The following is a 12,425-nucleotide window of genomic DNA, read 5'->3' on the forward strand; positions in this document are numbered from 1 at the left end:
GCCAATCCAAGGGGTGGGCACTGCCCCGCGCCCGTACCGTACGAATCATGACCCAGCGGGCAGGGATCGACCCGGGCGACGGCCGTGAGCAGGACGGCCCGGCAGACGGCGACGGCGATGGGCGACCGGCCGGCCGGGGAGCGGGCGCCGGGGGAGCCCCGGCGGCGCGGACGGCCCGGCCCCGGGACACCGGACCGGCCATGAGCCGGGGGCCCGCCATCGACGCGGGAGCGGAGCTGGACCCCGTACACCCCAGAAAGCCGCCCCGGCACGGGATCGACGCCGGGTCGGAGCTGGACCCCGTTCACCCGATGCGGTGCCCCGTTTCCCTCACCGCTCCGGCGGCTCCGGTGACCCAGGCGGCAGCGGCTGCGGCGGACGGTCCGCGCGGGCTCACCGCCGCCGAGGTCGCCGAACGGATCGCGCGCGGCGAGGTCAACGACGTACCCGTCCGCTCCTCCCGCTCCACCGCCGATATCGTCCGGGCCAATGTCCTCACCCGCTTCAACGCCCTGATCGGCGTCCTGTGGGCGATCATGCTGGTGGTCGCCCCCATCCAGGACAGCCTCTTCGGCTGGATCATCATCGCCAATACCGGTATCGGCATCGTCCAGGAACTGCGGGCCAAGAAGACCCTCGACGGGCTCGCCGTCATCGGCGAGGCCAGGCCGACCGTCCGCCGCGACGGCCGGGCCACGGAGGTCTCCACCAGCGAGATCGTCCTCGGGGACCTGGTGGAGCTGGGCCCCGGCGACAAGGTCGTCGTGGACGGCGAGGTGGCCTGGACGGACGGCCTGGAGGTGGACGAGTCGCTGCTCACCGGGGAGGCGGACCCGGTGCTCAAGCGCCCCGGCGACCCGGTGATGTCCGGCAGCTTCGTGGTCGCGGGCGGCGGCGCCTTCACCGCGACCCGGGTGGGCCGCGAGGCCTACGCCGCCCAGCTGGCCGAGGAGGCGTCCCGCTTCACCCTGGTCGACTCCGAGCTGCGCAACGGCATCAGCGTCATCCTCAAGTACGTCACCTGGATGCTGGTGCCCACCGCCCTCGGCCTGATCATCAGCCAGCTGGTGGTCAAGGACACCGACTTCCGGGACTCCGTCGCCCGGACCGTCGGCGGCATCGTGCCGATGATCCCCGAGGGGCTGGTGCTGCTCACCTCCATCGCCTTCGCCATCGGGGTCGTCCGGCTGGGGCGCAAGCAGTGCCTGGTGCAGGAGTTGCCCGCGATCGAGGGGCTCGCCCGGGTGGACGTGGTCTGCCTGGACAAGACCGGCACCCTCACCGAGGGCGGGATGGACGTCAGCGGGATCCGGCCCCTCGGCGGCGCGGACGAAGGGGCGGTCCGTACGGTCCTGGGCGCGCTGGGCGCCGCCGACCCGCGCCCCAACCCCTCCCTGCGGGCGGTCGCGGACGCCTGCCCGGCGCCCGCCGGATGGAGCGCGACCGAGACCCTGCCCTTCTCCTCGGCGCGCAAGTACAGCGGTGCCCGCTTCACGGAGGCGGACGGGACCGTGTCGGCATGGCTGCTGGGCGCGCCGGACGTCCTGCTCGCGGGGGCCGCGCCGGGTGCCTCGCCCGACCCCTTCCCCGACCCCTCCCCCGACCCCTCCGCCTCCGCCTCCGCCTCCGCCTCCGAAGCCTCGGCCGCGCTCGCCGAGGCCGAGGAACTGAACGAACAGGGGCTGCGGGTGCTGCTCCTGGCCCGTACCGACGGCCCCCTGGAGACCCCCTCCGCACCCCGGCCCGTCGCCCTGGTCGTCCTGGAACAGCGGCTGCGCCCCGACGCCGCCGCCACCCTGCGCTACTTCGCCGAGCAGAACGTCAGCGCGAAGGTCATCTCCGGGGACAACGCCGTCTCCGTCGGCGCGGTGGCGGCCCAGCTCGGTCTCCCGGGCGCGGACCGCACGGTGGACGCCCGTTCGCTGCCCGAGGACCGGGAGGCCCTGGGTGAACGGCTCGACACCCACTCCGTCTTCGGGCGGGTCACCCCCCGGCAGAAGCGGGACATGGTGGGCGCGCTCCAGTCCCGGGGCCATACGGTCGCGATGACCGGCGACGGCGTCAACGATGTGCTCGCGCTGAAGGACGCGGACATCGGGGTCGCCATGGGCTCCGGCTCCGAGGCGACCCGGGCGGTCGCACAGATCGTGCTGCTGAACAACAGCTTCGCCACGCTGCCGTCGGTGGTCGCCGAGGGCCGCCGGGTGATCGGCAACATCACCCGGGTCGCGACCCTCTTCCTCACCAAGACCGTCTACTCGGTGCTGCTGGCCATCCTGGTCGTGTGCAGCCAGGTCGAATACCCCTTCCTCCCCCGGCATCTGGCGCTGCTGTCCACCCTCACCATCGGGGTCCCGGCGTTCTTCCTGGCCCTGGCGCCCAACCGGGAGCGGGCGAAGCCGCACTTCGTCCGCCGGGTGATGCGGTACTCGATCCCGGCGGGGATCATCGCGGCGGCGGGCACCTTCACCACCTATCTGCTGGCCCGCAGCCACTACAGCGGCCCGAACGCGCTGGACGCGGAGACCAGCGCGGCGACCCTGACGCTCTTCCTGATCGCGATGTGGGTGCTGGCGATCATCGCCCGTCCCTACACCTGGTGGCGCGTGGCCCTGGTGGCGACGATGGGCCTGGCCTTTGTGATCGTGCTGACCGTGCCCTGGCTCCAGGAGTTCTTCGCGGTGAAGCTGGTGGGGACGACGATGCCCTGGACGGCGGTGGCCATCGCGGTGGTGTCGGCGGGACTGGTGGAACTGGCGTGGCGCTGGGTGGACCACCGTTTCCCCGCGTGAGCCCGGGAATCCGCGAGTCCACATGGGCTGTTGCGTCGCGGACCGCTCACATATGACCGAAACCGTATCTCTCGGCATGTGATGTGGCGCATTGACGCATTGACCCCACCGTGCCGTCGCGATTGCATGCGTGGGGTCCTCCGGTGGGGTACCGGAGGCAACGGCAGCCTTGGGGGGAACATGAGGGAGAACACGAACCGGAGCACCAGCAGACGGGTACGGGCCGCTGTGAGTGCGGCGGTCGCGGTCTGCGCGGTCACGGTGGTACTGCCGGGGGCCGCCTGGGCCGGGACCACGGACGCGGCGGACGGCGCGCTCCCCCGGGTGGCCGGTGTCGAGAGGCTCAGTGTCACCACCGACGGCATCCAGGCCGACGACAACTCCGCCGACGCCGCGATCTCGCCCGAGGGCGACCGCGTCGTCTTCTCGTCGCATGCGCGAAACCTCAGGCCCGGGGACACGGGGACGGGCGACCGGGTGTACGTCCGCGACCGGAGGTCGGCGCAGACCACACGGCTCGGGATCCACTCCCCGCTCGAACCTGCGGTGATCAGCCCCGACGGCGGGTATGTCGCCTATCCGGCACGGGTGATGAGGGCCGATCAGATCCACCAGTTCCAGCTCAGCTCGGGACGGTCGATCGGCACCCACTGCTCGGCCCGCGCCTGCCGGGTGGCACAGGGCGCGGACGGCCGCCATCTGGTCTACGGCGTTCTCTTCAACCCGCCGGAGCCCAACCAGCGGGTCGAGGTCTACGACCGGGACGCCAACACCCGCCAGACCATCGACATCATCCACAACATCGCGTCGATCGCGCCGTCCATCAGCGCCGACGGCCGCTTCGTCGCCTACCAGGACGGCGTGGAGCAGGACGTCTTCCTCTGGGACCGGACCGACAACACCCCCGCCGGCCCGATCGAGGGCCCAGCGAAGGCGGCGACCCTCGTCCAGCTCAGCGCCGAAGGCGGCAAGGTCGTCTACCTCTCGGGCTCCGACACCTATGTCCATGACACCGGCTCGGGCACCGCCCAGCTGGTCCCGAACGTCAAGGGCGTGGCCATCGACCCCACCGGCCGCTATCTGCTGTATGCCCCGAACGGCACCGGCGGGCCCTCGCTCGTCCTGCGCGACCTGCGGACCGGGACCGACGAGACCGTCTCCGACCAGCCCGCCTCGGCCCGGGCCGGCGCGGTCAGCGCCAACGGGCGCGATGTGGTCTTCCAGTCCGCCGCCGCCGACATCGTGCCCGGTGACAGCAACGGCAAGACGGACGTCTTCGTCCGCACCTTCCACTGACCGACCCGGCGCACACCGCCGCCCTCACGCGTCACCGTCACCGCCGTCAGGCGTCATCGAGGATCGTGGGCATCCCCTCCACCAGCACCACCACCTCGGCCACGGCCCCGTCCCCGGAGCGCCCCACCCATACGGGGTAGGTGCCGTCGCCGGTCGTCGCGAAGGCGACCAGCTCGCCGCCGGTCGCCTCGTCCCGGGTGCGCAGGAAGTACATCGAGTCGGGTATCGCCTCCCCGGCCTCCTGCTCCCCCTGGACGAGGCTCCGCTCGAAGAGCCGGTGGAGGGGTGCCCAGGCCCCGGCGTCGGCGAAGCATCCGGTCGCGCCGTCGGTGTCGAAGCCGAAGATCCCGTCCGCCCCGAGCAGCCGGGGGTCGTCGTCCGGCCCGAGGCACATCTCCCACGACAGGGCGGGGGCCCCGCCGACGCGCAACCGGACCGCCGTGGTGTCCGTACGGGTCACCCAGGCCCTGCTCCACTCGCAGTCGTAGCCGAAGCGGACCTGTGCCTCTTCGAGGACATGCTCCCCCGGCGGGACGGGGACCGTGAGGGCGGGCCCCCCGCCGGGGCGACGGTCCGGCCCCGAGACGGCGAGCACTCCGCTCGGCACCCGCAGGGTCCCCACCCGGCGCGGCTCCACCACGGTCATCTCGGGGTGGTACCCGTCGGTCACCCGTGTCCCGGGCCGGAAGAGCGCGTCGAGCCGCCCGGCCCGCGCGGGGCGGGGCGGCCGCCAGCAGGTGACGGGGACGGCCCCGGACACCTCGTCGAACACCTCGTCGGGCATCTGATCCGGTATCCCCTGCGGTATCCCATCGGACGGGTCCGCCGCGCCCGGATCCGGCGCCGCCCGGAGCACCACCGGCCCCGCCAACCCCCGTCGGCCGGCGCTCTCCACCGGCCAGCCGCCGAACCCGGGGCGGGGCCGCCAGCGCGGCACATCGGCACCGGGCCGCGTGAAGAGTTTCTCCCCGCGCTCGCCCCGGGGCTCCCGCGCGACCGATCCCTTGCCGTCCGGGAACAGCTCCGTCGCGGCGCGGGGGCACGCGGGATCGAACTCGGCCATCCCCGGCCCGGTGTACCGCCACTCGCTTCTCCGGCGGACGAGCAGTCGGCCCGGGTCGTCCAGCAGCCGCAGGTCCAGCTCGTCGGTGCGGCGGCCCCGGTCGTCGTAGACCCAGAGACCGGCGTAGTGGTCCCGCCAGGAGACCAGCCGGACCTCCAGCGGAATCTCCCGCCCGGGGATCCGGTGCACCACGGCATACGGCAGCCCCGCCGCGTCCCGCTCCCGCGCCGCCCCGGCGGTCAGGGGCCGCCAAGGCGCACGGGCCTCCAGATCCCACCCCAGCGCGTACGCCACCTCGACGACCGTCCCCGGCCCCCGCTCCCCGTCCATCAGGCCCCCGCCCGTCGGATCGACACCCACCAGGTCACCGTCCGTTCCCCCGCGACCTGATGACCACCGTAGGCGCCGCCACTGACAGCGGCACCGACAGCACGGCCCGTCCGGCCTCAGGGGCGGGGGTCGAACCAGCGGTCGCGGGCGAGTTCGTCCGTACGGGAGGGGTCCTCCAGCAGGGCCGCGACCTCGAAGCGGCGCGGCCACTGGCCGGTGGCCCAGGCGAGACCGGCCGCCACGCCCTCCACGGTGGCGGCGTGGACCACCCCGTCGGGGGTGCGGCGCCACTCCAGCTCCACGCCGTCGATCACGATCTCCTCGTGCTCGGTGTACGAGGCCGGGGTCGCCGGGCCGAGCAGGACCCGGACCGCATCCGGTACGGGGTGCTCATCGCCCGCCGAGGGGACCGCCGCCGGGACCGTCTCGCTCAGCCTCCGCACCTGGAACAGCTCCGCGAGATCGGCGGCGCGCTCCGGGGCGACCGGCAGCAGCGGCAGGCCCGCCGCGAGCGGCAGCAGATCGGGGGCGTCGGCGACCACGGCGTCGGCCGCGTCCACCACCCGCACCTCACCGTCCACGACCGCCCGCAGCTCCTCGGGGAGGGTCACCTGCTCCGGGTCGAGATCGGCGAGGGCGGTGTGCAGACCGTGGAGCTGGGCGGGGCGTACCGGCCGCTCCGGGTCGGCGAGCCGGCCCAGCAGCTCCGCCGCGCCGCCGGGCTCGTCCAGCAGGGCCGCCACCGAGGTGCGCACACCCAGCGCCCGCAGCACCAGGGCGTCGTCAAAGCCGGTGGCGTCGACCGCCTCGTACAGCCCGTCCAGGAGCGGGTCTCCCCCGGCGGCGCGCAGACCGGCCGGGCGGCGGCCGTCCAGGACCGGGTGGTCCCGCAGCCACCAGGCGGTGTACGGGCGTACGGACTCGGTGGTGCCGTCCGGGAGCAGCACCCGTACCGGCTCCACGAGGGCGTCCCGCAGCGGCGGGCGGGCGAGCAGGGCGAGCGCCTCGGGCCAGTGGTCGTCGTCCACCAGGTCCAGGTCGCGGACGGCGGTGAGCTCGGTCGCGACCGGCGGTACGGGGGTCTCGGGGAGCCGGTCGAGCAGGTCCTCGCACCAGACGTCGACGGCGTCGAGGAGTCCGGCGTCGTCGGGTTCGGCGAAGTCGCCGTCGCGGGGCTCCAGCTCGTCCGGGTCGAGGACGACATCGGTGGCGCGGACCAGGGTGAAGGTGTCGAGAACCCCGCAGGCGGCGAGGGGGCGGGCGCCCCAGCGGGCGGCGAGGTCGGGGTCGAGGAGGGCGAGTTCGTCCTCGCGCATGATCCGGGCGAAGGGGCTGCCGGGGAGGACGAGTTCTCCGGCGGGGGTGGGCTCGCCCTCGTCGTCGGGGAGGGCGAGGGCGCCGAGCCAGGGCTCGTCGCCGGGCTCCAGATCGGCGTCGCGGACCAGGGTGAGGACGGTCTCGGCCAGCTCCTCCGGGTCGAGGGCGTCCTCGTCCCAGATCTCCCCCTCGTCCAGGGATGCGGCGACGGCGGTGCGGACCTGGGGGGTCGTCAGCACGGCGCGGGGGGTGGCGGGGAGTGCGCCCAGCTTCTCCAGCAGGGGGTGGGCGGCGTCCGGGTGGGCGACCTTGAGGCCCAGCCGGGTGAGGTGGTCCGGGGTCTCGGCGAGCGGCAGCAGCACCTGGCGGGGGCCGATGACGGTGCGGCCGTCGGTGAGCGGGACGGGCAGCCCGGTCAGCCGGTCCGGGTCGACGCCCGCGAGGCTGTCGTAGAGCGCGCGCCACCAGGAGGGGGCGCGTTCCAGTCCGGCGAGGCGGTCGATCGCCTCGGTGAGGGGGAGCCGGGCGACGCCCAGGGTACGGAGTTCCGCGCGGCGCTCCAGTCCCGCCGGGAGCAGGCTGGGCAGCACCTCGGCGAGGACCCGTACGGTCTCGGCGCCCGCGCCCTCCACCACCTCGGCCTCGACGGGGCGGAGCGCGGGCGGGCGGGGGACGGCGGGGAGCCCGGTGCCGTCGTCCGTGTCGGTCGCCGCCTCGGGGAGGGCGGGGGCGAGGAAGGCGGTACGGGGCAGCAGCTCCAGGATGCCCGCGCGCAGCACGCCGTCCAGCTCGCCCTTGCCGAGGGGGCCGGGGACGAGGTCGACGGTGCCGGTGGTGACGGGTCGCCAGGCGCCGAGCAGCTCCGCGTACGCCTCGGCGGCGCGCGCCACCAGGAAGTCGGTGAGGGGGCCGGGGGCGGGGTGGCGGCGGGTGGTGTCCAGCGGCAGCGAGGCGATCAGCAGGGCGGGGACGCCGAGGGGTTCGTCGGTGGGGGTGGGGGCGTGGACCACCGGGGCGGTACGGGGACGGGCGGGGGCGCCGTCGGCGTCGACCGGGACGGCCCAGGTGACGGTCCAGAAGGGGCGGAGCCGTTCCTCGCGGGGGCGGTCGCGCAGCAGCTCGGGGTCGATGGGGCCGGTGTGGCTGACGGTGCGCCAGAGGGTGGTGCCCCGGGCGCTGTCGTCGATCCGGGTGAGGTCGCCGTCGGTCTCCCGGCGCAGGGTGCGGATGCCGTCCGGGGTCTCGATCACGATCTCGGCGAGGCCGGTGAGGGTGAGGAGAAGGGCGTCGTCCGCGCCATCGAGCAGGCGTTCGACCAGGTCGACGGCGGCGCCGTCGCGCAGCGGGAGGACGACGACGGTGTCGTAGCCGTCGGGGGCGGTGCCCTCGGCGGGCAGCGGGAGGCGCAGCAGCGGGACATGGCCGTCGCGGCGGCGCAGCTCCTCGCCGAGGCCGGGGCTGTGGGCGGCGGCCCCGGCGGTCAGCTCGCGGGCCTCGGCGAGGGACCAGCGGACGCCGCCGTGGCGGGCGAGGACGGCGGGCTCGTCGCTGACGGCGAGCACGGCGGCGAAGCCGACGCCGAAGCGGCCGACGCTCGATTCCTGTGTGTCGCGCTTGGCGGAGGCGCGCAGGGTGCTCAGGGATTCGACGCCCTGGGCGTCGATCGTGGCGCCGGTGTTCGCGGCGGCGAGCACGGCGGGGGTGTCGGGGCCGGCGGGGCGGAGGGTGAGACGGAGGCGGCCGGGCCGCCCGGCGCGGGCGGCGGCGTCGGCGGCGTTCTGGGCGAGTTCGATGACGAGGCGGTCACGGTAGCCGCCGAGGACGAGGTCCTCCTCGGCGTTGGCGTCCTCCCGGAAGCGGGCGGGGCCCGCGCCCCAGGCGTCGAGGACTCCTCGGCGCAGCCGTGCGGTGCCGAAGGGATCGGCCGGCTCGGTGGTCGTGGCGCTCACGGTGTGCTCCGCTTCTCTGTGGGTCCCCGGACGCCCGAAGGTACCCCTTGCCCCACACCCCCCGTGCCTCCCCCCAGGGTGGCCCCCCTTTGTCCACGAACCCTTTTCTTCTTCTCATGGGCCTTGCCCCTGAGCCACCCTGGCCAGGCCCGGACGGCAGCCTCACCATTCAGTCCCCAGGGCCCCAAAGTCAGCCCTTCCGGCATTTGAGGAGCGGGGGCCTCAAATTCAGCCTCTCCGGCGATTGAGGAGCGGGGTTCGGGGCTGGCCCCGACGTATGCCCGAGCCGACTCGGGGCTCGGGTCCGTCCTCAATCGCCGGACGGGCTGAATCTGCCCGGCATCGTCAGGAGTGGCCAAGCTCCTCGTCCGGGCTCGCGTGGAGCGGGAAGGCATCCGGCTCCAGGGAGTCCAGCACCGGCGGCGCCGGCTGGGGCGCCTTCGGCATGACGGCCGCCTCGGAATGGCCACCGCACCCGTACGAGAGGGACACCACTCGCCCGTCCGCCGGCGCGTACTCATTCGCGCAGATCCCGAACGCCTGCCGCAGCGACCCCGCCACCGGCACCAGGAATCCACAGGTCGCACAGGACGCCGGCGCCGCCTGCGCCATCGCCGAGCGTTCGCCGAACGCCTCGTCCCAGCGGTCCGCCGCCACCCGCAGGCCATAGCGGGAGAGGACCCGCGCGCGCCGCAGCCCCAGCTCCTCCGCGAGCGCCGCGATCGTCCCGCGGCCGCCGACCGCCTCGTCCGCCGGGGTGCGGTCCGTCAGCTCCGCGTCCTCCGCGTCCACCCGCTCCGCGAGGTCGTGCGAGGGCTCGGCGAAGGCGGAGTTCGGCGGGGGCGTGTCCTCGCCGATGTAGCCGGGCTCCAGGCGCGGGTCGTCCGCCGCCGTCGGCAGCAGGTCGCCCGGCCCCATGTCCCCCGGCCGCAGCCGCTCGCTCCATGGCACCCACTCGGGTGCCAGGAGCGCGTCGGGCCCCGGCAGCAGCACGGTCTCGTCGACGGTCACGTTCTTCGCACGGGAGGCCCGTGCGACGGTGACCGCCCAGCGCCACCCCCGGTAGCCCGGCTCCTCGCAGGCGAAGAAGTGGGTGACGACCCGGTCCCCCTCGGAGGTCAGGGACACATGGTCCCCGACCTTCCCCGGCGCCGCGGCCTCCTCGGCCGCCACTCGGGCCAGATCCACCGCCTCGGCGCACAGGCGGTCGGGGGTACGGCTTCGCGTCGTCGCAGCACTCACAGGGTCTCGCTTCTCTCCTACGCCGTTCAGTGGGTGCGCTGCCGAGACACATACGGTCCGGGCGGAGGGCGGAGCGGACCGGGGGACCGCATCGACGTCCGCGCCCGGACCGGGTGATCCCGGGCGCACCTGCCGTCATCCATTCTGAGGGATGCCGAAGAGGCGCGCGGCCGGACCCCGGTCGCCGGTGGCGCGCTACGCACGCTACCCCGTTCGCGGGCCCCAGCCCACCTGCATGCACCGACCAGGGGGTTCGGGAGGCCCGCCGGAGCGCATCGCGCTTCCTCGCACAGGTCCTTGGGGCACTATGGCGTGGTGACCGCCGCCCGGTCGTCCGACGGGCCCGGACCGCTCGCACGAGCGTGCCGGGCGGTGGGGCGTGCGCTGCGGCTGCCCTTCACGGGCCCGGCGCGGGGAATCCGGCGGGCGACACACGCCCAGGGCGCGGGCGAGTCGGGCCTCGGCCGGCTGATCGAGCTGCACGCGGTGAACGGCGCCGGTGATGTCATGATCACCGTGGCGCTGGCGTCCACCGTCTTCTTCTCGGTCCCCACGGACGAGGCACGCGGCCGGGTCACCCTCTATCTGGCGATCACCCTCGCCCCCTTCGCGCTGCTCGCCCCGGTGATCGGCCCGCTGCTGGACCGGATCCCGCACGGCCGCCGCGCGGCGATGGCGGGGGCGATGCTCACCCGGGCGGTCCTGGCCCTCGGTCTGTCGGGGGCGGTGGCCACCGGCGAGCTGGAGCTGTATCCGGCGGCGCTCGGGGTGCTGGTCGCGTCGAAGGCGTACGGGGTGATCCGCAGCGCGGTCGTCCCCCGGCTGCTGCCGCCGCGCATCTCGCTGGTCAAGGCGAACTCCCGGGTGACCCTCGCGGGGCTGCTGGCCACCGGCGCCGCCGCGCCCATCGGGGCGCTGCTGCACCGGCTGGGCCCCCAGTGGCCGCTGTACGGGGCGTGCGCGCTCTTCGTCCTGGGGACGTTCTGGGCGCTGCGGCTGCCCGCGAAGGTGGACTCCGCCCGGGGCGAGCGGAAGGCGCTGATCCTGCCGCACGGCCGGCCCAGACCGGGGCTGCGCACGGTGGGCCCGTCGGTGCTGCACGGGCTCCAGGCGAATGCCTCGTTCCGGATGCTCTCCGGGTTTCTCATCTTCTTCCTGGCGTTCCTGCTGCGCGAGCATCCGGTCGCCGGGCAGAGCGCCGCGGTCTCGCTGGGGATCGTGGGGGTCGCGGCGGGGCTGGGGAACGCCTGCGGGACGGCGCTGGGCGCCTGGCTGCGGGCCCGGGGCCCGGAGGCCATCATCGCGACCGTGCTGGGCGTGGTGCTGTCGGCGGCGGTGCTGGCGGCGGTGTTCTTCGGGGCGGGGATGGTCGCGGTGCTCGCGGCGACGGCGGGCATGTGCCAGGCGCTGGCGAAGCTGTCGCTGGACGCGCTGATCCAGCGTGATGTGCCGGAGGAGGTACGGACCTCGGCGTTCGCCCGCTCCGAGACGCTGCTCCAGATGTCCTGGGTGGTGGGCGGGACGATCGGGATCGTGCTGCCGCTGAACGGGGTGCTGGGGATGGCGGTGGCCGCGGGCATCGTCTCCACGGGCGCGCTGGTGTCGGTACGGGGGCTGCTGGCCGCCGCCCGGCACGGCCACCGCCCCTGGCCCAGGATCGCCTGACCCCCCGCGGCCGAGGACCTCTCGCAGCCGAGGACCTCCCGCGGCCGAGGACCTCCCGCGGCCGAGGACCACGGGCGCCCCGGGGGCACAGGCGCCCCGGGGGCCACGGGATCACCCGCGCGCACGACTCCGGCTCGCACGCGCGCACGGCCCGTACGGCATCCGGCGTACACCCGTACCCATTCGCGTATGGGGCGAACACCCCCAAGCCCCCCAGCCGCACAGGGGAGGGCCGCGGCACGCCGGACCCCCGCGTGGCCTGGCGGGGCGGGACCGATAGCCTTCCAGCCATGACCGTTGCGTTCTTCTCCGGCAGGCGCCGCCGGGCCGCCGCCGCCATCGGCGCCGTTTCCGCCGGGCTCCTCACCCTCTCGGCGTGCGAAAAGCCGACGCCGCTCGCGACCGTGACGGTCGGCACGGAGTCCGTGAACTCCGAGGCCGCCTGCTACAACGACGGCGACACCATCAAGGAGTCCGCCCTCCAGAAGTGCCTGAACGACGAGCCGGGCAAGACCGTCAAGGTCTCGCTGGACGACCGGATCCGCTTCGGTGTCGACCCGGAGATCGCCGAGAACGGCTGGATGCTCTTCATCGGCGGCCAGCCGGCCGAGCAGGAGCCGTACAAGAAGACCTACCGCTCCATCCCCGCGAGCGCCTTCTTCACCGCGCAGACGGGCCAGGCGCCCAACAAGACGAAGATCAGCATCGTCGAGGCCAAGAACAAGAAGTTCATCGGCATCTGGACCTTCACGCTCGAAAAGAAGTGATCCC

Annotated in this window: 7 protein-coding genes; 4 read left to right on the forward strand and 3 right to left on the reverse strand. The window is 74.4% G+C overall.

Features of this window, described 5'->3' with window-relative positions:
* Window positions 1-47 precede the first annotated feature (47 nt).
* Both ABT354_RS12555 and ABT354_RS12560 read left to right on the forward strand, forming a co-directional pair.
* A complete protein-coding gene (locus ABT354_RS12555) occupies window positions 48-2,792 on the forward strand; it encodes a cation-translocating P-type ATPase (RefSeq protein ID WP_351492498.1) in 2,745 nt (914 codons plus the stop codon).
* Window positions 2,793-2,972: 180 nt separating this feature from the next.
* Entirely contained in the window at window positions 2,973-4,088 is a 1,116-nt protein-coding gene (locus ABT354_RS12560; protein WP_351492500.1) for a WD40 repeat domain-containing protein, read from the forward strand.
* Window positions 4,089-4,134: 46 nt separating this feature from the next.
* Here the strand turns inward: ABT354_RS12560 and ABT354_RS12565 are convergent, their stop codons facing one another.
* From ABT354_RS12565 to ABT354_RS12575, 3 genes are all read right to left on the reverse strand, one after another.
* Window positions 4,135-5,511 carry a DUF4241 domain-containing protein gene (locus ABT354_RS12565; protein ID WP_351492502.1) on the reverse strand — a complete coding sequence of 459 codons (1,377 nt, stop codon included), beginning with the start codon at window positions 5,509-5,511 and terminating at the stop codon, window positions 4,135-4,137.
* Window positions 5,512-5,597: 86 nt separating this feature from the next.
* Window positions 5,598-8,747, reverse strand: coding sequence for a sacsin N-terminal ATP-binding-like domain-containing protein (locus ABT354_RS12570; protein ID WP_351492504.1), 3,150 nt, complete (start codon window positions 8,745-8,747; stop codon window positions 5,598-5,600).
* 345 nt (window positions 8,748-9,092) lie between these two features.
* Window positions 9,093-9,989: a DUF3027 domain-containing protein gene (locus ABT354_RS12575; RefSeq protein WP_351492506.1), complete on the reverse strand. Its 897-nt coding sequence runs from the start codon at window positions 9,987-9,989 to the stop codon at window positions 9,093-9,095.
* Window positions 9,990-10,304: 315 nt separating this feature from the next.
* Here ABT354_RS12575 and ABT354_RS12580 point away from each other — a divergent pair, with 315 nt between their 5' ends.
* Together ABT354_RS12580 and ABT354_RS12585 are read left to right on the forward strand one after the other, a co-directional pair.
* On the forward strand, window positions 10,305-11,654 hold the full coding sequence (locus ABT354_RS12580) for an MFS transporter (RefSeq protein WP_351492508.1): 1,350 nt from the start codon (window positions 10,305-10,307) through the stop codon (window positions 11,652-11,654).
* 290 nt (window positions 11,655-11,944) lie between these two features.
* The gene (locus ABT354_RS12585; protein ID WP_351492510.1) at window positions 11,945-12,421 is read left to right on the forward strand and encodes a DUF2771 domain-containing protein; all 477 of its coding nucleotides are present in this window, start codon (window positions 11,945-11,947) and stop codon (window positions 12,419-12,421) included.
* Window positions 12,422-12,425: the final 4 nt, after the last annotated feature.

The organism is Streptomyces sp. NPDC000594, assembly GCF_040299965.1.
Taxonomy (GTDB): Bacteria; Actinomycetota; Actinomycetes; order Streptomycetales; family Streptomycetaceae; genus Streptomyces.

What these genes read in the sequence shown, in the direction of transcription:
- ABT354_RS12555 (WP_351492498.1), top strand. Translation starts at nt 48, where the DNA reads ATGACCCAGCGGGCAGGGATCGACCCGGGCGACGGCCGTGAGCAGGAC.
- ABT354_RS12560 (WP_351492500.1), top strand. Translation starts at nt 2,973, where the DNA reads ATGAGGGAGAACACGAACCGGAGCACCAGCAGACGGGTACGGGCCGCT.
- ABT354_RS12585 (WP_351492510.1), top strand. Translation starts at nt 11,945, where the DNA reads ATGACCGTTGCGTTCTTCTCCGGCAGGCGCCGCCGGGCCGCCGCCGCC.